Genomic DNA, 22,063 nt, shown 5'->3' with positions numbered 1-22,063 from the left:
AAGATGTGAAAATGTTTAATTATGAAGAAAGTCCCCATTTATAAAATGAGAGCTAGTAGATATATTCTAAAAGGGTCATTGTTTCTAATAAGTTGTTTATTTTTTTTGGATTACAGTTATTTGTAATTATTTTTTTATTAAATAACCATTCTATAAAATCATCTTCTATTGCACTTTTTGAAAACATTAAAATATGGTTTTTTAATTCCAGATTATTATTAAAATTAAAAGTCATATTATAAGTTAGTTTAATTATATCATTGAAAATATTTTTTGTTCTTGAATTAAAATCGAATTGATTGATATATCTATAATCACCATAAAAAGTTTTTAATAAAAAATTAAATTGAATTTTTTTTAGTAAATTATTATTAGAAGAGTTTCTAAAATCAAAATTTTCATTTTTAAAAATTTCAAAACATTCTTCAAAAAAATTGTCTTTATCGTTTTTTTTACATAGGTCATTTAAGGTTATTAATTGTTTTTTTAATTGAGGACTCATATGCACAGTTATCTTTTGAGAGTTACAAATTTTGCAAATTGGAACAATATTTTTTTTACATCTTTTTAAAATAGGATTAATTTTGTTTTCAATAGTTTTATTAATTAAATGTTCTTTTTCAAAATAGATTCCATTACTATGATTACTTTCTAAATTGTGGCCACAAATATAGCATCTATTATTAGAAAGATTTAATAAATCTTTAATAAACGAGTTTGCTTTTTGTGTAGGATTAGAGGGATAGTAATCAAAATTACAAGAATAATTTTTTAAAACATTTAAATATTTAGAGTAATCATAAATATTTAAAGTCAAATTAAAATTAGTCATAATTTCCTCCTAGAATAGAATTTAAAATAATTTGTTCTTTTATGGTTAAAGGTTTTTTAATAGTTTCTTTTGTATTTTTTTCTATATTAAGTAGAAAAATCAGTTCTTTTTCATCAGTTAATCTTCTATATTTAGTTCCTATTAATGAATTTTTATAACAATTAATAAGAGTGTTCATATTAGAACTAAGTTTGAGCAAATTATTATTTTGACTAAATAAAATTTCTTCTAATTTAGGTTTGTTAAAAAAGTCTTGAGAGTAATATTTTTTATAATAATTTTTATTAATTAATTGATAAATATAATAATTGTTGGGTAAAGAGAATAGAGTTTCTGAATTATGTGATGAAATAATAATTTTAGCACGACAACTATAATTAGAAAGAATTTCTTGTAAAATATTTAAAAAAATAGTTCTATTTTCAGAATCTAAAAAAGCATCAGGTTCATCAATTAAAATCCATTTTAAAGTTTCACAATTTTTTTTCATAAAGAAATCTATTAAAACAATTATTCTTATAAGAGAAAGATATCCACTAGATTTAAGAAAATAGTTTTCATCTGTTTTTAAATTAGATTCTTCAGCATCGGTGGTAATTAATAATTCATTTTGTTCTGAAGAATATTTTAAATTAAGATTTAAATATTTTTTTATAAGATTACTGTAATAATATTCTGAATCATATTTTAAAGTGCTAAATAAAATTTGAGAAATAGAAGTATTAATTAAAGTATCATTTTTTAAATTAATTTCTAAATCGCCGTCTAAATTTTCTAAAATAGATTTACCAGAATTAGAACTAATTCCGCCTGTAATAATGGCTTTGCTAAAATAAATAACACTATCTATTTTAAATTCTTGCTCTAAATTTTTTTTTAGATCAAATGGTAGATAAGTTTCTTCCTGATTTTTATATAATTCTAAAAAAAGATTATTTAATTTGTAAGTTTTTCCAGAATTATTTTTACCAACTAATACAGCTCCTTTTATATTATTATTTTTATCAATATTTTTAATTTCTTCTATCAAGTCATTATTTTTTAAATTCATTTAAAACTCCTTTTAATTTTAAAATTTTATAGATTTTTCTTAAATATTCGAAAGAAATATAGCTTTTTTTAGAATTTTCGTTTTTACAACAAATAATTTCACAAGGAATAGTGATTTTTTTATAATCAAGATCTTTATTTAAAAGTTCAAGTTTCTTTAGTATTATAAATAAAGCAGTATAAGCTTTAATATTTTTTGGAATATTTTTATTATTAAATTTTAATTCAAAGAAATTAGTAATTGTTTCAAATTCGGAACGTAATTTTAAAGAATTTTTATTTTCATTAGAAATAACTGCTGAATAATTATTAATTAATTCTTCTCTTTTTTCAGTTAAAATATCAATATTTTTATTTGAATTAAGTAAATTTTCAAAATCGGATGTGTTATATTTTTTCAAATCATGAACACAGGCAAGCATATGAAATAATTGTTTTACATCATTTTTATAAGTATCTCTTGGTTTTATATTATTCCAATTTTTATGAATAATTTTGTTAGTTTTTGGTTGCCTTCCAGTTTCTTCGTTGAATTGATTGATTAATTTGTATAATTCATTTCTATAATAAATTCCATTTCTAATTTCTTGTTCTGATAATTGAGTACCAGCACTATTATATAACCTGAATATATCAACGGTTTCACTGGTTTTTTCACCTTTAACAATAACAAAACCAAGTTCTTTATCTAGAAGATCTTGTTTTTCTTTAGGAGTTAAAATTGATTTAGAACTCCGATAACTAATATCAGTTTTTTCAAATTCACTATTTTCACCAGCTATATTAGCTAAAAAACTAGCATTTAGATTTAATTTATATTTAGATTCTAAAGTTTGTTTTGCATTTTCAATTTGCTCTAACATATCTAAACGTTCTTCTTCACTTTGCTTTCTATTTGCTTCTTGTCTATAAGAATCGGGATAATAATAATAATTACATAGCTTAACAATTTCACTCATATATTCACTATAATTAATAGTTCTTATTTTAAATTTTGGAAAGATACCATAAAACCACATTAAAATACTAGTTATTCTTTGTTGACCATCAATTATTAATTTTATATTTTTATTTAAGGTTTCATCATAGTCGTTATACCCATAAAGTTTAGGAATGGGAATTCCTCGTAATAATGATAAAATGAGTTCACTTGCTTGGTCAATTGTCCATACATAATCTCTTTGATATTTAGGCATTTTCATCCTACCACTAGAAAATTCTTGAATTAAATAACTAACAGAATAATTAATCTCAGAATAATTAACTTGTTTCGAGATATGATAATTTAAATTTCTTCTTTTTTTTTCGAAGCTTAAGTGCTCATAAATTTTATTCAATTTGTCATAAAAATTTTTTTCAGCATTCCTATTTTTTGAGAGAATAATTAAATCATTTATAGTTTCTTCATCTAATAAGTTTTTTTCGTTTTTAAAAAATGGTAATACTCTAGATAAAATAAGTCCCATTAATTTTAATCTAATTTCATCTTCATTTTTTATTTCTAAAATATCTGAAATTTCAGGATTAGATTCTTTTAATTTTTTCTTTAATTTTTCAAAAATTAAAAATTTATCTTGATTTTCTAAATCAATACATTTGTAAACTTCAAGAAATATAGTTAATTCTTCTAAAATATCTTTTTTCATAAAACTCTCCTTTTATATAAATATTTGTTGTAATAATCCTTTTTTAAATTTTTTATTATTTTCAATTAAAGTTTCTAATTTTTTAATTTTGGAATCAATTGCAGATAAAAATTCAGCAATTTTTTCTTGTTCCAGTAGAGAAGGGAGCATACATTTTATATTAGAAAAATCTTTTTTACTCATAACTCTATTCCTTCCAGCTCCACCGGGAGAAATCATAGATAAGGAAAACTTAAATTGCTTTCTTTTTATATAATGTTTAAAATAGTTAATATTTAGATTAAAGTTAGCAGTATATGTTGGAAATCTATGAGAAACAAGTCTTCCATTATCTTCTTTTTTACAAATAGCAACAGCATGTTCCCAAGCAAAAGTAATACTAACAATAAAATCATTTTCTTTTACTTTATATAGAGTATCCATAGAAATCTCATTTGGATTTTCAATTTTTTTATGCATTGTTCCTTTAGCGTGACTTCTAATTCCTAAAGCTCCATAAGGAGTTAAAGGTTTTGGAACAGGTCTTAAATTTAATCTTAAAATTTCACCTAACTTTTTTTCTTCCCACTCAGGATAATCATTTCCAGAATTATCTTTAAACCTAATTTCTTGGCTGAAAATCTTTTGCATCATTCCCTTTTTATAATCTTCTAAAAGTTCTTTTTTTCTTTCTAATTTTTCAATTTTAGAATCAACTGCAGATAAAAAATCAGCAATTTTTTTTTGTTCTTTTATATTGGGAATATAAACTTTTAAAGTTTTATATTCTTCAGCATTTATTCCAGGTTGTCCAGAACGAGTAGACATAATTTTAACCCATTTTTTATAAGAACTTCTTAATGTGTTATAGAAAATAAATTTAGAATTATATGTACTTAGAATTGAAAATTTAATTAAAAATCCAGCAAAGAATAAATTTCCATCATCTTTTTTATAGAGATAACTTTTTCCTGTACTTGCTCCAGTTCTAGCAAAAAGGAGATCATTTTCTTTTAATTTGAATTTAGAATCAACAATTTCTACTGGAGATGTTAAAGGATTAGGAGTAAATAAATTATTTTGTTCATTGATATCAGTAATTCGAATATATTTATTAGTTCCATCAAAAGTGGTTGAAGCGGAGTTCATTCCATAACTTACATTTGTAGATATTTCTCTTAATCTTTTTTCTTCCCAATTATCTTTAAATTCAGGAAACCTTAACTTAGGTACTAGTCTTTTTTCCATAACTACCACCTACACTAATGGAGCTTTTATTTTAAGCTCATCACAATATTTTTTTATTTCTGCATCTATTTCTTTCATATCTTCATCTATTTTTAAGATTTCATTTACAACCATATCTAAATCAATAGGTTCTTCTTCTTCAAAAGTATCCACATATCTAGGGATATTTAAGTTATAATCATTTTCTATTATTTCTTTCATTGTAGCCTTATGAGAAAATTTATCCATGTCTTCTCTATTTTTGTAAGTTTCTATTATTTTATTTACATGCTCGTCTTTTAAAATATTTTGATTTTTTTGTTTTTCAAAAAGATTGCTAGCATCTATAAATAAGATGTCATCTGGATTTGTTCTTTGCTTTTTTAATACTAATATACATGTAGGGATAGATGTTCCATAAAATATATTAGCAGGTAATCCTATAACAGCATCTAAATAATTTTTATCTTTAATTAAATATTTTCTAATAACTCCTTCAGCTGCCCCTCTAAAAAGAACTCCATGAGGAAGTACAGTTGCCATAGTACCATTGTCATCTAATTGGTAAAGCATATGTTGAACAAAAGCAAAATCAGCCTTTGTTTTAGGTGCTAATTTTCCATAGTCAGCAAATCTTTCATCAGATAAGAAAGTTTGATTTGCACTCCATTTAGCAGAAAAAGGTGGATTAGCCACAACTGCTTCAAATCTTTTATTTAAATGTTGAGGATCTTCTAAGGTATCTCCTTGCATAATATTAAAATTATTAAAATTAACATTATGTAATATCATATTCATTCTAGCGAGGTTATAAGTTGTATTGTTTTTTTCTTGTCCGTAAAAATCAGCTACTTCTGCTTCTTTAGAAATTCTAAGTAATAGAGAACCAGAACCACAAGTAGGATCATAAGCACTTTTTATTTTATTTTTATTTACTGTAACTAATTTAGCAAGAATCTTAGATACTTGTTGAGGAGTATAGAACTCTCCAGCTTTCTTACCAGCACCACTTGCAAATTCTCCGATTAAATATTCATAAGCATCTCCAAGTACATCTATTTCAGTATCTTCATACATAAAGTTGATATCAGCTAAATGTTTTATAACTTCTGATATTAATTTATTTTTTTCATCAGAATTTTTTCCTAATCTAGGAGAATTTAAGTCAATATCTACAAATAGACCAGTAAAATCTTCTTCACTTTCATGCCCAAGAGCAGATTCTTCAATATATTTTAGTCCTTTACCAAGATCTTCTATTATAAATTCTTTTTGTCTAGCTCTTGATGCTAGATTATGGAATAAATATTTTGGTTCTATGAAATAACCTAGTTCATCTATAACAAGTTCTGATAATTCTTTTTTTGTTTCTTCATCGCTAACTGCTTCTAAAAATGTTAAATTTTCATCTTTTAATTCTTCAGCAGCAGCTTTTTCTATTTTTTCACTAAGGAATTTATAAAAGATTAAACCTAGAATATAGTCTCTAAATTCATCTGCCCCCATACTTCCTCTTAATTCATTAGCTATTGCCCATAGCTTTTTTTCCAGTTCTTGTTTATGTTCCGACATTTAATATTCTCCTTTTACCAATTGAATGTATTCATTATTTCTTCTATTTTATGTTTAACGTTATTTATTTTTTCTCTTTTTTCTTTTAATCCAACCTTTCCAAGGAAAGATTTTTTTATTTCACCAACATTGAATTTACTACTAAATTCATAATCAGATATAATTTTCTTTGCTGATTCTTCTCTTAAATTTTCTAAAGCTATAAACTCTGAAATTTGTCTTTCTTTTTCTTTTTGTAAAAATAATTTTAATTTTTCTTCTATGTCAAATTTATTACCTGCAACTATATTTACTCTATTTTCTTCAATGAATTGTTCTATTAATTCTTTTTTACTTCTTAATTCAGGATTGCTTTCAATAGTTTTAAGAATAAATTCTTTATCTTTTAAGAATCCTTCATCTTCAGAATTTAAATTTTTAATAAGTGAAATTATATATGAAACATTAACATAATCTTTTCTTGTTAATTCAATTTCAAAATCGATATCATTTAAGATACTAACTTTTTCTTTTTGTTTATTTACTTCATAATGAAGATCAAGATATTTACTTTTATAGTCATTGAATGTTTGTTCAGTCATATTAAGATCATCATATGAAAATTTACTAAAAGTAGTAAGTTTATTTAAAACTCTTAAAAGATTTCTATATATTTCAATAAATCTATATTTATCATCTTCAGAATTTAAATCGTTTATATCATTAACATCAGGAGCAAGAGTTATTAAATCATCTACATACTTATTGAAATCTTTAACATACTCTCTGTAGTCTTTCATTAAGACAGTTTCTTTTGCATCAAGATTAGAATACAGCTCTATTGCTTCATCTGTATTTTTCTTTAAATTTCTAAAACAAACTATATTTCCATAACTTTTTGTTTCGTTAAGTAATCTATTTGTTCTTGAAAAAGCTTGAATTAAGTTATGATATTTTAAATTTTTATCAACATATAGAGTATTTGAACGTGGACTATCAAATCCAGTTAAAAACATATTTACAACTAGAAGGATATCTATTTTTTTCTCTTTAACTTTTTTAGAAAGATCTACAAAATAAGCATTAAAACCATTATCTTTATTTAGATTATGATTAGTTCCAAATGTTTTATTATAGTCATTTACTATTTCATCTAAACGTTCTCTAGTATGTTTATTTGTTTTTTCTTCTGCTATACCATTTGCATTTTTATTATCTTCATTATCTGCATAGGTGAATATAGTAGCTATATTTAAATCATGATCTTTAGACTTAAATATATCATAATATTTTAAAAGTGTTTCAATGGAATTTACAGCAAAAATACTATTAAATTCCTTGTCCCTTGTCTTCCTACAATGATTAGAAATTATGAAATCGACTATATTTTCAAGCCTTTCTTGAGCTTCAAAAACTTCTTTAGTATTAATGCCTTCTACTTTAATATCATCTAAATAACGATCATCTCCATTTTCATCTTGTAATTTTTTACTTTTAAAAGTATTATAATACTCTACAGAAAAACCAAGGACATTATCATCAGCAATAGCATCTTTAATAGTATATTTATGTAAGGGTTTTTCAAATAGATCTGCTGTAGTTTTATGATGAATTGCATTTACAGCAAATATAGGTGTTCCAGTAAAACCAAAGAATTGTTTTGATGTGAAAAAATTATTTATTTTTTTATGAGTATCTCCAAATTGACTTCTATGGCATTCATCAAATATGAAAATTAATCTCTTATCTTTAACACTTTTCATTTTAGTTTCTAAATGATGTTTGCTAATAGCATTATTAAGCTTTTGTATAGTAGTTATAACCAAAGGAGTAGTGTTATCTGTAAGTTGAGAAACTAGAGATTTAGTACTGTCTGTTCCATCGATACTTCCTTTTGAAAAGCTATTAAATTCTTCCATTGTTTGGTTATCTAAATCTTTTCTATCAACGACAAATATAACCTTATCTATTTCTTCTTTAGTTATTAATATTTGACTAGCTTTAAAAGAAGTAAGAGTTTTACCACTTCCAGTAGTGTGCCAAATATATCCGTTGCTATTAGGAGAATTATGAACAGTATCTAATATTCTTTCCACTGCATAATATTGATAAGGCCTAAGGACCATAAGAATTTTACAAGTTTCATGTAATACAATATATTTAGATATCATTATATTTAAATGCTCTTTATCTAAAAATATATTTGTAAAATCTTTTAAGTTACTTATTTTTTTATTATTTTCATCAGTCCAATAAAAAGTTTGTTTAAAGGATTGATCTTTATTATTTGAATAATATTTAGTATTGACTCCATTACTAATTACAAATATTTGAATGTAATTAAAAAGGCCTTTATAAGAATGATCTTGGTACCTATTTATTTGGTTGAAAGCTTGCTTTAATTCAATACCTCTCTTTTTTAGTTCAATTTGAACCATGGGAATTCCATTTATAAGGATAGTAACATCATATCTATTTTTATATGTTCCTTCCATAGTAACTTGATTTGTCACTTGGAAGATATTTTTAGAAAAATCTTCCTGATTAAAAAATTCAATATATGACATATCTCCATCATCTCTTTGAAGAGGAAAAGGTCTTCTTAATTTTTTAGCTTTTTCAAAGATACTATCTCCTTGAAGGTGAATTAAGACTTTATCAAATTCTCTATCTGTAAGGAAAATTTCATTATATTTTTCTAATTGTTTTTTAAAGTTTTCATGAAGATCAAATTCATTAGTAATAGTGACTTTACTATAGCCATTATTAGATAACTGCTCTATTAGTTTATTTTCTAAAGTAGCTTCACTTTCTATGCTCATAAATTCTCCCTTTGTACAATTATTTTATTGATGCAACCTTTTATAAAATAAAAGGCTAATCACTTTATTATATAACTATCCATTTCCTAATTCAAGATATATTTGTTATTTAAATTAGAAGGAGCAAATATAGCAAAAAAATACCTGTTTAATTACAATGAAGAGAATGAAAACGCTTTTTATTTTTTAAATTAAAAATTTTTATAAAAATAGAAGTTATAACTTTAAAGAAATATTGACTTTTAAACATGTTGGTGCTATAACATAAGAAGTTTAGCTTTTAAATTATACAAATGGAGGTATTTTATGAATTTTAAGATTGATGATTTTGAATTTGAAGTTGTTGAAGAAGAACATGTTATGGGAGCGTATAGTGCGGGTTGTTCTAATGAAGGACGTTCAGCTTGTTGTACTAGAGTTTGTACAAGAAATAACATAGATATTTCTGAAGAACAATGGGGAGAATTTTTAGAAATTAACGCTGGAGTAATTCAATATTAAAAATTTATTAAGAGAAGCTTTATAATTAATAAAGCTTCTCAGTATTATAATTAGGAGAAAATAAAATGTTTAAAATCAAAGATAGTATAGATATTTATACAATACAAGATAATATCTTACTTTTTTATTTTATTAATACGAGAAGATTAATGGAATACAAAGTAAATGAAAAAACTATAAATTTAATTAAACTAATTGATGGAGAAAAAGATAGTAAGGAAATAGCTGAAGTTTATAATCAAGAAAATAATTCTGAAATAAGTGTTGAAACAGTTAATAAAATTATGAAATTTTTAGTTTCAATTAATGTAGTGGTTGAAAAAAAGCATAATATTATTGTTGATAAAAGATATGAAAGACAAATTAACTATTTAAGTGAATTTAATATAGGAGAGTGCGCAGGAATAAATAATCAAAAAAAAATAGAGGATTCTAAAATAGTTATTTTTGGTGTAGGTGCAATGGGGGGAGATATAGCATTATTGTTAGCTATGGCAGGAGTAGAAAATTTTATTATTTTAGATTTTAAAAAAGTTAAAGAATCAGATAAATGCAGACATATGTATTACAGAAAAAGTCATGTTGGAAAAAGTAAAGTTCAGGCTTTAAAAGAAGAAATACAAAAGATTAACTCAAAAGCAAAAGTAAAAATTTTATTTGAAAAATTAATACCAAATAAAAATATTGATGAATTAATAAAATCTTCTACTTTTGTGATTAATACAGCAGATGAGCCATATATTGGATATACATCGTTAAAAATATCAAAAAAATGTGTAGAGTTAAGAAAGCCCCATTATATAGCAGGTGGATTTAACATACATAATATGAGTACAGGAGAATTAATAATTCCTGGGAAAACTCCTTGTGTTAGTTGTTATATGAATTATTTTGAAAAAGCACTTAAAGATTGGAAACCTGAACAAAAAAAAATTAGAAATGAGTTTATCAAATATGGTGGTTTTGCTTCCCAAAGTTTATTTTCATCAAGTTATGCAGCAGTTCAAATTATAAAATTTATTTGTGGGGTTAAGGTAGAAAAAAATAATTATTTAACAAGAGGAGAAATGGATATAGATACTTACAAAATAAAGTATTTAGATGTGAAAAAAGATCCAAAATGTTTAGTGTGTGGAGGAATATTAGATGAAGCCTAGAATTAGAAGTTCTGTAGGAGTTGTAGTAAATGAAGGTCAAATTGAATTTTTTAAAGGTAATATTAGGAAAAGTTTAATTGTAAAAATAGATGAAAAAGTTTCTAAACTAATTTGTTCATTAGATGGAGAAAGTACAGTTGATGAAATAGCAGATAAATATAAAATGAATAATTATACTAAAAAAAAGTTTTTAAAATTTTTAAAATTTTTAAAAACTAATAGTATAATAGTTGATGATTTAGAGATAAAAAAAACTAAAGATAGAGAAATTTATTCTAGAGTTTTTTCAATGTTAGAAGATTATTTTTCTAGTGAAGAGAAAGTTCAAATGGCTTGGAACAATATAAAAAAATCTAAAGTACTAGTAATAGGGATAGGAGCAGTGGGAAGTTGGATTGCAGCAAATTTGATTCAATCAGGAGTAGAGAATTTAATTTTAATGGACAATGATAAAATTGAAATTTCAAATTTACATAGACAATGGGGATATATAGAAGAAGATATTGGAAAATTTAAAGTAGAGGTTTTGAAAAAAAGATTATTAGACATTAATGAAAAAGCTAATATTTCAATAGTCAAAAAAATGTTATGTGAAGAAACTTTAAATTTTTTTGATGGAGAAAAATTAGATTTGATTATTGATTGTGCAGATAAACCAACGGTAGATCAAACTGCTATTTGGATAGGAGAATATTGCATGAAAAAAAATATACCTCATATAATAGCTGGTGGATATAATTTACATGTTTCGTTAATAGGGCAAACAATAATTCCTTATAAAACCGCCTGTGTTAAATGTTTTGAGAAACAACTCAAAGAACAAAATGATTTAGATATTGCAAATATGAAAAAATTAGCTATTGCTGGTAGAAAAATTGGGAGTTTAGGGCCAATGTGCTCTATTTCATCGAGTTTTTCTTCCTTAGAAGCGATTAAAGTTTTAACTAAAACAATAACTCCTACAAATATAAATAGAAGAGGAGAGTTTAATATCTATGATATGGATGTTAAATATAAAGAGTATAAAAAACTAGATAATTGTGAATGGTGTGGAAAAAAAGGAAAATATAAAAAAAATAAGTAAGTGTTTTATAGGGAGGAAAGATGATAAATTATTATGGCTTAAATATAAATAATTTAAAAAATATAGATATAACTTTTCCAGAAAATAAAATTACAGTTATAACAGGAGTTTCAGGAAGCGGAAAAAGCTCTTTAGTATTTGACTCGATTTATGCTTTAAGTCGAAATACATATTTAGATTTAATGTTTCCAGAATTATCTTCATTAGGTCAGAAAATAAATTATTTTAATGATTTTCATTGTGATAAAATTTTACCATCAGTATCAATGAAACAGATTAAGGTAAATAATAATGTTAGATCTACGGTTGGAACTTTAACTAAAATTTCAGAAATGTTAAGGCAAATTTTTGTAATTATCTTAAAATCAAAAGGAAAAGATGTTTTATCTTCACAGTTTTCACCAAATACACCTTATGGAGCATGTAAAGAATGTAATGGATTAGGAATAATATATGATATTGATTTAACTAAAATTATTGATTTTGAAAAAAGTATAGATGAGGGAGCTGTTTTATTCTGGAAGCGTAAAAAGGAAAAAGATTTATTTGATCAAACCTTAATTAAAATCTGTGAGATGGGTTATTTAAATATAGGCAAGAAAATTAAAGATTTTTCAGAAAAAGAGTATAATTTTTTGATGAAAGGAAAAATAAAAGATAGAATAGAATTGAAATTTAGAAGCTCAAAAGGAAAAATAAAAAAAAGAAAAGTAACTTTTTTAGGGGTGTTAGAAGAATTGTTGAAATACAAAGAAAAACATAGCGCTTCACAAATAAAAGAGGGAATAAATAAAGAATATTTTTTGGAAAAAAATTGTAAAGAATGTAATGGGTCTGGAATAAGAAAAGAAAATCTTGAGGATAGAATATGTGAATTGAATTATTCAGAAGTTGAAAATTTAACTTTTAAAGAATTAAAAATTTGGTTAAATAAAGTAAAAAAAGAAAATATTTTAGTAAAAGAAATAATTAATATTATGTTAATAAAAATTAAAAATATTATTAAATGTAATTTAGAATATATTTCAATAAATAGACGTACAATAAGTTTATCTGGAGGTGAATATCAAAGGATAAGATTAGCAAGCGCTATAAATGATTCTGTTTCAAACATGTTATTTATTTTTGATGAACCTTCTTCAGGACTTCATCCTAAAGATATAGATTTAGTTATTAAAAATATATTGAAAATTAAAGAAAATAATAATACTATAATTATAGTGGAACACAATAATTATTTTATAAATAAAGCAGATTATATTATAGATATTGGTCCAAAAGCTGGAATTTACGGAGGCGAAGTTTTGTATAATGGTCCATTAAATAAATTTAAAAATATAGAAAAATCTGCTACATTTAATTATAGAAATGGTATTTCTTTAAAAATAAAAGATAAAACTAAGAGTGCTTATCAAAAAATTATTTTTAAAAATTTAAAGGGAAATAATATAAAAGATATGACACTTTTTTTAAAAGATAATCAAATAAATGCTCTTGTAGGAGTTTCAGGAAGCGGTAAAAGTACACTTTTAGAATTATTAGAAGGGGCATTAAAAAAAAGAAAATATGAACTTAAAGATAAGGATTTTATAAATTATAAAGTTGTAAAAGTTGAACAAACTCCTATAAGTAGAAATTCAAGGTCAATAGTTTCCACTTATTTAAATATTTATGACGAAATAAGAAAATTATTTTCAAAATGTGAAGATAAAAATGGAAAGAAATATAAAAATAGTTTTTTTAGTTTTAACATTGAGGGAGGAAGATGTGAGTTTTGTAAAGGAAATGGAGTTATAAAGTATAGTTTAGATTTTATGGAAGATATTTATGAAAAATGTGAAGTTTGTAAAGGAAAAAGGTTCAATAAGGAAGCATTATCTATTAAATTTAAAAATAAAGATATAGCAGAAATTTTAGATATGACAATAAAAGAAGGTATAAATTTTTTTAAATCAAATAAAAAAATTTATGAAGTTTTGAAAATGATGGATGATTTAGGGATGGGTTACATAAAATTAGGTCAACCTTCGAATTCTTTGTCAGGTGGAGAATCTCAAAGAATAAAACTGGTATCAGAATTAGGCAAATTAAGAAAAGATAAAGTGATTTATATGTTGGATGAACCTAGTAGTGGTTTACATTTATATGATATTGAAAAATTGTATAAGTTATTTTTAAAATTAAAAAAAACAGGGGATACTATAGTTATAGCAACTCATGATATAGAACTCATAAAACTATCTGACAATATAATTGAATTAGGTCCAGGGAGTTCTGCTGATGGAGGGAAATTAATTGCTAACGGAACTTTAGAAAAAATAGAATGTTGTGAAGAGTCAATAATAGGAAAATATTTAAAATAATTATTTAAGTCAATTTTATTTGAAAAATACATTGGTATTCTTATGGTATAGAATATTAATGTATTTTTAATTACAGAAATATTTACTATTATAAAATATTGGGGTATCATTAAATAAAAGAATTTAAAGTTATTGAAATAAGATAAAGGGGGAAATTATACGGAAATAATTATTAAAGCTTTACAAGTTAATTATGGTGATGCATTTTTATTGAAGGTAATAGAAGATGATAAAATTACTAATATTTTTATAGATTCAGGTTTTAAAGGGACATATATAAGAGGAGTTAAGCCTGAAATAAAAAAAATTAGTGATAATAATGGGGAGATAGATATTTTCATTATTACTCATGTGGATCAAGATCATATAGGGGGATTATTAAATTTTATAGAAAATGATAATGAAAAATTTGATAAAATAGTAAAAGAGGTTTGGTTTAATTGTTATACCAATGATACTTTTCTAGATTTTAGTGAAAAGATAAGTTTTTCACAAGGACTTAAATTAAAAGATTACTTAATTAAAAATGATAAATTTAATGATAAATTATATTTTTTTAATAAAAAAAATATAGAGAGAAATAACATATCTTTCTTAATACTTTCTCCAAATAGGGAAATTCTTAAAAATTTTTTATTAGGAATGAAAAAAGAAGAAGAGGTTTCTAAAAAAATAGCTTCAAAAAATAATGATTATTCTTGTGATATTGAAGAATTATATAATGAAACTTTTAAAGAAAATTTAACTATCGAAAATTTATCAAGTTTAGCTTTCATTATTTCAATTAATAATAGGAATTTTTTATTTTCAGGAGATGCTTCTGCAAAAATTATGTATAGTTCTTTAAAAGATTTGGGATATTCTAAAGATAATAAATTAAAGTTAGATTATTTTAAACTTCCTCACCATGGAAGTGAAAATAATTTAAGTAAAGAATTATTAGAAATTATAGAGTGCTATAGTTTTATTATTTCTACAAATGGAGATCATAATAATAACCCAACAAAAATGGCTTTATCAAGAATATTATTAAATAAGGAAAGGAATATAGAAAAAACGATAAGTTTTATTTTTAATTATAATAATGAAGTATTAAAGGGGATATTTTCAGAAGAAGAAAAGAAAAAATATAATTTTAAATGTCTTTTTCCAGAAGGGGGAGAACATGCATACACAATTACAATTAAATGATTTAGATAAAGTAGTAGTTAAATTAGAAGTAGATAAAAAAAGAGAAGGTAGTGGAGTTATTTGTTATAACTCAGAAGAGAGAAAATATTTTATATTGACTGCTAAACATGTGTTACTAGGTGATAAATATGAAGAAATATTTAATGAAATTATAATAAAACCATTAGGAATAAAAATAAATCCTAGCCAAGTAATATATGATAAAGATGATGCTGAATTGGATTTAGTTATTATATTTTTGGAAATTGAAAATCAGGAGATTCCAATTTTTGAATATTTAGAAATAACACAAACAGAAGAAAAAGTATTTTTTAAGGGCTATCCTAAAAGTTTAGGAGGTCAAGCAATTAAAATAAATTGTAATTACGGTGATGATAATAGATTAGAACCAACAACAAATATAGAATCTATAGAAAAGTCTATTATTGATAATTGTTCGGGACTATCTGGAAGTGGATTATTTTTAAAAAAATACGAAAAAATATTTTTAGTTGGTGTTATTTATGAAGTAATTAAAGGTTTTAATCAGTTTAAAGTTTATAATTTAAATGATATAAATAGTATCTTAATAAAAAATAATTTGAATGTATTTAAATTTTCAGAAAATAAAGAAAACAAAAAAATAATTGAAAGATTTGAAAGACTTAATGAGGAATATATAAGTGATTTTACTTGTTTGAAGGATGGTTTTATTAAGAGAGAAGAAACACAAAAATGTATAGAAGAGATAGAAAAAGAAAACTCAATAATAATTCATGGTAGAGCTGGGTTTGGGAAAAGTGGATGTACTTATGAAATAATAGATTATTGTGAGAAAAAGGAGATACCTTATGTCGCAATAAAATTAGATAAATATATACCTAAAAAAAATATATTTTATTGGGGAGAGGAGTTATCACTGGAAGGGCCAATATCTTATTGTGCTGATAAAATAATGAAAGACAAAAAAGGAATTGTAATATTAGATCAATTAGATGCTTTTAGATGGACGAAAGCTAATTCAAGTGAGTCTTTAAGAGTTTGTAAAGAATTTATTATAGAATTAAATAATATAAATAAAAAAAGAGAACATAAAATAATATTAATTTTTGTATGTAGAACTTATGATTTAGAAAAAGATACTGGAATAAACAAGCTTTTTAACTTAAATGATAATTGTTGGAAAAAAATTGAAATAAAAGAACTGAAAGAAGAAATTTTGAAAAATATTATGGGAACGAGTAGCTATAATAAATTATCATTGAAAACAAAAAAAGTATTAAGTATACCTAGTAATTTGTACATATGGCAACAATTTGATCTAAAAAAAGAAAATACTGATTATTCAACTACTAGTAAATTAATGTATGGATGGTTTGAAGAAATTATAAAAAAAGGTTCTTCTTGTCAAATAGGAGAAGAATTAATAAGAGGAGAAATAAAAAAAATATCAGAAAAATTTGATGAAAAAGGATATTCAGAAATTTCTAAGAGAAGGTTGGATACAAACCAAAGTGTTTTAAACCTTTTGGTTTCAAATGGGATGTTAGTTGTAAGTAAAAATGATAAAATTTCTTTTGTCCATCAATCAATTTTAGATTATTTTATTTATAAAAATATGCTAGATGATTATGATAATGGAATAGATATTGAAAATATTATAGGAGGCAAAACTAGACAAACACCAAATAGGCGATATCAAATGCAAATGCTTTTACAAAATATTTTGGAAGATAATCAAAGAGAATTTTTAGAGATAGGAAAAAAGATGCTTGAATCTGAAAGCATTAGATTTTATATTAAATTTTTATTTTATGAACTTTTAAATCAGATTAAAAATCCAAATTACATTATAGAAAAATATATTTTAGAAAATTGTGAAAATAAAAGTATAGAAAACTATATATTAAAAGATGTTATTTCTGGAAATAAAAAATATATAAATGTTTTAATAAAAAATAAAATTTTAGATAAATGGATTGGAGATAGTTCTAAAAAAGAGACAGTGTTTAAATTACTTTATAGTATTTCTAGAGATTACGATGAAGAGTATATTGATTTTATTTCTAAGCATGCATTTGAAAATAAAGAGGACAGCAAGGAATTTTATAGATGTTTATCTCCTTATCCATCTGAAGATACTGATAAAATGTTTGAATTAAGAGAAAAATTTTATGAGTATGATTCTGATTTTTTAAAAATAGTCTATATAGATAAAGGCTTATTTTTTAAAAAAGAAGAAAGGGCAATAAAAATATTATCATATTGGATGAATTGTAAAGTTAATTTAGGAAGTGAATATAGGTATGAAGATAAATGTTTAGATTCTCTAGAGAATATAGAGATAAAAGATGGAAAGTTTGTACTAGAAAAATTAGTGAAATATATTCCAAAAGAAAATGCTTTTTTTGAATGGAGGAATAGACATAATAGAAAAAATATTAATCGTATTTGTGTTGAAATTATAAAAAAAGCTAATATTTCACTAATTAAGAGTTCACCTAAATATTTTTTTGAATATTATCAAGAATATTTAGGAAAAAATTATAATATTTTTAATGAAATTATATTACATGGATTATTTTATATACCTGAAAATTTTAGTGATAAAGTTGTAGAAATAATTATTAATAATTTCAACTCAGATTTTATAGTAGATGAGACAAGTGGTAATTCAGATACTTTGAGACTAATCAAAAGGGTTATAAGTAAATATTCTGAATATTGTAGTGATTTAAATTTCAAAAAACTAGAAACAATGATTATAAAATATATAGATCGTTTTGATATTGAAATATATAAAAGAAAAACAAAGGAAAAGAAAAATAAAAAAGAATTAACAGGGTGGAATTTCTGGGGATTGTTGCAAAAAGAATTGTTGCCACATCTTTCTTATAAAAGATTGAGTAATGAAGGAAAAGCTTTGATAAAGGTATTGAATAGAAAATATCCAGAAAGAATATCTAGTTACTATAGGGAAGATGGTGGCTTTACAGCTATTAAGTCTTCATTATCAGGAAAAGCTTTATCTGCAAAAAGATGGTTGAAAATTATAAAAAGTCAAAAAATAAAAGAAAAGAGTAGGTACAGAATTAGAGAAAGAAAAGATTTCTTTATAGATAATTCAATAGAACAGATTGCTAGTGATTTTACAGAAGCTGTGAAAAAAGATTCTAAAAAGATAATAGAAATGGTTTTAAAAAGCAAAGAAGAAATTGATGATGTTTTTATTGATTCTTTATTTTATGGAGTAGCCTTTTCATCTGAATTAGAAAATTTATCAAAAGAAATTTTGGAAGAACTTATGATTAAATTTCCATGTAATATGGAATCTGGAAGAGCAAGAAATTTTCTAACTATAATTCAAAAGAAGAAAGAAATTATTTGGTCAAATAAAGTAATAGAGCAAATAAAAAATATAGCGATAAATCATAAAGATCCAGAATTTGGGAAAATAAATGTAACTACTTCTGATGATAAAGATATGTCAAGTTGCAATATGATATTAGATAATTCAAGGAACTGTTGCAGAGGAGAAGCGGCAATAACTATAGGTGTTTTATTATGGGGAAATAAGGTTTTGTATGAAGTGTTTAAGTCAACCATAGAAAAGTTATTAGAAGATAAAAATATTGAAGTTAAATATGCAACAATGGAAAGTCTTTTTCCAGTTTGTAATATAGACAAAGAATGGGCATATGATAAGTTTGTTTTATTATTTAAAGAGGATATAAGATATGCTAGTTTTAGAGAATCAAGAAAATTATTTTTTAATATGTATAATAATTATAAGGAAAGAATAACAGAGATAATTTCAAAATGCTATAATTCAAAAGACGAAGATCTTTTAAGAATAGGTTCATATAGTGTTATAGAGATGAGTTTATGCGAAGAAAAATTTTCTGAAATTTTTAATGAAAGTTTAAAAGATATGAGTGAAAAACAAAGTGATTATATTTTAGAGATGGCAGCAAATTATTTTGATAAAAAAGAATATAAGAAAAAAATAAAAGAGATAGTATATAACTTTTTAGAGTTGGGAAAAGATATTAATAAATTTCTCCATAAAATATTTTTAAATGGAGTTGTTGATCTAGAAGAGGATTCTAAATTTATAATAAGATTATTTAAAACAAAGTTAGATTATAGAACAATTTATTTGTTTGTTGAATATTTAAAAAATACTTTAAAATCAATATTAGAATTTTCAAATATTATTTTAGAATTGTGTAGAGATAAAGTTATGAAAAAAGATGATGATTATATGATGAATAACGAAATTTCGAATTTGGTTGCGAGGCTTTATGATGAGTCTAAGGGAACTAGAGAAGAGATAGCATGTAAATGTATGGAGTTATGGGATATTATGTTTAAAAATCAATTTGGCTCAACACGTATTATTAGCAAAAAATTGATGGAAAGATAAGAGGGATAAAAACATGAAATAAAGCAAAAAAACACCCTGTTTTGTACTAGTTAAACGAAAAGATGTCTGAGATATAGTAATTACAACTGTTATTTAGGGCGATTTCCAAAGCATCCACTCTTAAAACCTTTAAAATAAACAAATTGAAGATAGGTTCTAGAGCCATTATAGGGGTGTTTTAGCCATCAAAAAAAGGCCTATGTAATTACAAGGAAGAGAGTAAAAACGCTCTTTATTTTCCAAATTACAAGGTCTTTTTTTAGTTGAAAATTACAGTTTTTGTTATTGTAACATAATTTAATTACTATCTTTATAAAACTGGATTTTTTACAGAAGAGTTGAGGGGAAAAGTTAAAAGTACTGGAAAAGTACTGGAATAAAATTAGAAGGAATTAATTAGTTAATGTTATTGTTATATATATTTTATAGTGATAAACTATAAGTAGAAATTTAGAATAGAAATTTAGATAGATAATTGGAGGTGTTTTTATTTGGAAAAGTATATTGCTCTTTTACGTGGTGTAAATATAAGTGGTAAAAATAAAGTATCAATGCCATTATTAAAATTAGCTTTTGAAGAAATAGGATTTGTAAATGTGAGCACTTATATTAATAGTGGAAATATTCTTTTTTCGACTAATGAAAATGATAGAACTAAACTTATAGATTTATGTCAGTTTATTATTTCTGAAAAATTTTTATTAAACATTCCTGTGACTATTGTATCTTTAAATGAATTATCTGATATTTTAGAGAATACTCCAAAATGGTGGGATATAAATTCTGATAAAGAAATAATTAATCAAGTAATTTTTTTAATTCCTCCAACAACAATTAAAGAAGTATATAAAGCTGTAGGGGAAGAGAAACCAGAATATGAAAAAGTTCAGCATTATAAAAATGTTATATTTTGGTCTGCACCAAGGGCAACTTTATCTAAAACAAGATGGTATAAAATTGCAAGTTCTTCAGTAAATAAAAAAGTAACAATTAGAAATGCTAGAACTATAAAAAAAATACTTACACTTTATTTAACTAGAGAAAAGAATGAAAATGTGTTAGTATAAACATATAGAGGATAGTGTTTGGAAAATAAAAGTTTTCAGTAGGATTTATCTTTATTGTTATTATATTTTAATGTTATAAGGAGGAAATGAAATGAAAATAATAAACGCACCATCAAAATACATTCAAGGAAAGAATGCATTGAAAGAATTAATAAAACACGGTGAAATTTATGGAAAACATTTTTTGATAATTGCAGATGAATTTGTAATGACTTTAACTAAAGATATGATACTAGAAGGTGTAACTAAAGAAGATATAAAAGTTGAATTTGAATTATTTAATGGAGAATGTTCTGATAATGAGATTAAAAGAATAATTGAAAAATATGAAAATAAAGGGATTCAAATAATTGTAGGAGTAGGTGGAGGAAAAACATTAGATACTGCAAAAGCCATAGCCTATTATTCTAAACTACCTGTAATTAGTTCACCAACAATTGCTTCAACAGATGCACCTACAAGTGCACTGTCAGTTATTTATACTGACTCAGGAGTTTTTGATAAATATTTAATGCTACCAAAGAATCCAGAGATTGTACTTATGGATACAAGTCTTATTTCAAAGGCTCCAACTAGACTTTTAGTTTCTGGTATGGGAGATGCACTTGCAACTTATTATGAAGCAAAAATTTGTTATGATGCTAAGGCTACTGCAATGTCAGGAGGAAAATCTACTCTAGCTGCTTTGAGTCTTGCAAAACTTTGTAGAGATAAATTACTTGAAAAAGGTTATTTAGCAAAACTTTCTTCTGATAGAAAAATATCTAGTGATGCTTTTGAAGAAATAGTAGAGGTTAATACATATTTAAGTGGAATAGGTTTTGAAAGTTCAGGTCTAGCAGCAGCACATGCTATCCATAATGGATTTACAGTTATAGAAGATTGTCATCATTTATATCACGGAGAAAAAGTAGCCTTTGGAACTATAGCACAACTTGTTCTTGAAAACAGAGAACTTGATGACATAAAAGAAATTATTAATTTTTGTAAAAAAGTAGGTTTGCCTACAACATTAGCAGAGATGGGAATAAAAGATAATGTAAATGAAAAAATAAAAAAAGTAGCAGCAGCATCTTGTAATGAAGGGGAAACAATTCATAATTTTCTTTATGAGATAGTTCCAGAAATGGTTTATAATGCTATACTTTTAGCTGATAAATTAGGATCAGAATAATGAATAGAAATAAT

14 protein-coding genes are annotated in these 22,063 nt (G+C 24.0%); 8 read left to right on the top strand and 6 right to left on the bottom strand.

Annotation, left to right across the window (positions count from 1 at the left end; all coding sequences use genetic code 11):
- Window positions 1-52: 52 nt before the first annotated feature.
- From Q7K47_02355 to Q7K47_02330, 6 genes are read right to left on the bottom strand one after another with little or no spacing between them, the layout of a single operon-like run.
- Window positions 53-832: a hypothetical protein gene (locus Q7K47_02355; GenBank protein ID MDP0506049.1), complete on the bottom strand. Its 780-nt coding sequence runs from the start codon at window positions 830-832 to the stop codon at window positions 53-55.
- Complete coding sequence (locus Q7K47_02350) at window positions 825-1,883, bottom strand: ABC transporter ATP-binding protein (GenBank protein ID MDP0506048.1); 1,059 nt, start codon at window positions 1,881-1,883, stop codon at window positions 825-827. The genes Q7K47_02355 and Q7K47_02350 overlap by 8 nt, the downstream gene beginning before the upstream one ends.
- Entirely contained in the window at window positions 1,867-3,528 is a 1,662-nt protein-coding gene (locus Q7K47_02345) for a DUF262 domain-containing protein (protein ID MDP0506047.1), read from the bottom strand. Before Q7K47_02345 ends, Q7K47_02350 begins: the two co-directional genes overlap by 17 nt.
- 12 nt (window positions 3,529-3,540) lie before the next feature.
- A complete protein-coding gene (locus Q7K47_02340) occupies window positions 3,541-4,755 on the bottom strand; it encodes a restriction endonuclease subunit S (GenBank protein ID MDP0506046.1) in 1,215 nt (404 codons plus the stop codon).
- A 9-nt stretch (window positions 4,756-4,764) separates the two neighbouring features.
- Window positions 4,765-6,306, bottom strand: a complete 1,542-nt coding sequence (locus tag Q7K47_02335) for a type I restriction-modification system subunit M (protein ID MDP0506045.1) — start codon at window positions 6,304-6,306, stop codon at window positions 4,765-4,767.
- 14 nt (window positions 6,307-6,320) lie between these two features.
- Window positions 6,321-9,107, bottom strand: a complete 2,787-nt coding sequence (locus Q7K47_02330; protein ID MDP0506044.1) for a type I restriction endonuclease subunit R — start codon at window positions 9,105-9,107, stop codon at window positions 6,321-6,323.
- A gap of 306 nt (window positions 9,108-9,413) precedes the next feature.
- Here Q7K47_02330 and Q7K47_02325 point away from each other — a divergent pair, with 306 nt between their 5' ends.
- From Q7K47_02325 to Q7K47_02290, 8 genes are all read left to right on the top strand, one after another.
- Entirely contained in the window at window positions 9,414-9,608 is a 195-nt protein-coding gene (locus tag Q7K47_02325) for a hypothetical protein (GenBank protein ID MDP0506043.1), read from the top strand.
- A gap of 65 nt (window positions 9,609-9,673) precedes the next feature.
- Entirely contained in the window at window positions 9,674-10,765 is a 1,092-nt protein-coding gene (locus tag Q7K47_02320; protein ID MDP0506042.1) for a ThiF family adenylyltransferase, read from the top strand.
- A complete protein-coding gene (locus tag Q7K47_02315) occupies window positions 10,755-11,849 on the top strand; it encodes a ThiF family adenylyltransferase (GenBank protein MDP0506041.1) in 1,095 nt (364 codons plus the stop codon). The genes Q7K47_02320 and Q7K47_02315 overlap by 11 nt, the downstream gene beginning before the upstream one ends.
- 20 nt (window positions 11,850-11,869) lie before the next feature.
- On the top strand, window positions 11,870-14,212 hold the full coding sequence (locus Q7K47_02310) for an ATP-binding cassette domain-containing protein (GenBank protein ID MDP0506040.1): 2,343 nt from the start codon (window positions 11,870-11,872) through the stop codon (window positions 14,210-14,212).
- Window positions 14,213-14,422: 210 nt separating this feature from the next.
- Complete coding sequence (locus Q7K47_02305; GenBank protein MDP0506039.1) at window positions 14,423-15,403, top strand: MBL fold metallo-hydrolase; 981 nt, start codon at window positions 14,423-14,425, stop codon at window positions 15,401-15,403.
- Entirely contained in the window at window positions 15,378-19,808 is a 4,431-nt protein-coding gene (locus Q7K47_02300; protein ID MDP0506038.1) for a hypothetical protein, read from the top strand. The genes Q7K47_02305 and Q7K47_02300 overlap by 26 nt, the downstream gene beginning before the upstream one ends.
- Before the next feature lie 491 nt (window positions 19,809-20,299).
- Entirely contained in the window at window positions 20,300-20,875 is a 576-nt protein-coding gene (locus tag Q7K47_02295; protein MDP0506037.1) for a DUF1697 domain-containing protein, read from the top strand.
- A gap of 91 nt (window positions 20,876-20,966) precedes the next feature.
- The gene (locus tag Q7K47_02290; protein MDP0506036.1) at window positions 20,967-22,049 is read left to right on the top strand and encodes a glycerol dehydrogenase; all 1,083 of its coding nucleotides are present in this window, start codon (window positions 20,967-20,969) and stop codon (window positions 22,047-22,049) included.
- Window positions 22,050-22,063 lie beyond the last annotated feature (14 nt).

It is taken from the genome of Fusobacterium sp. JB019, from assembly GCA_030673965.1.
Taxonomy (GTDB): domain Bacteria; phylum Fusobacteriota; class Fusobacteriia; order Fusobacteriales; family Fusobacteriaceae; genus Fusobacterium_B.
The sequence above is the reverse complement of the archived record's forward strand: the minus strand, read 5'-3'. Positions and strand labels throughout refer to the sequence as shown.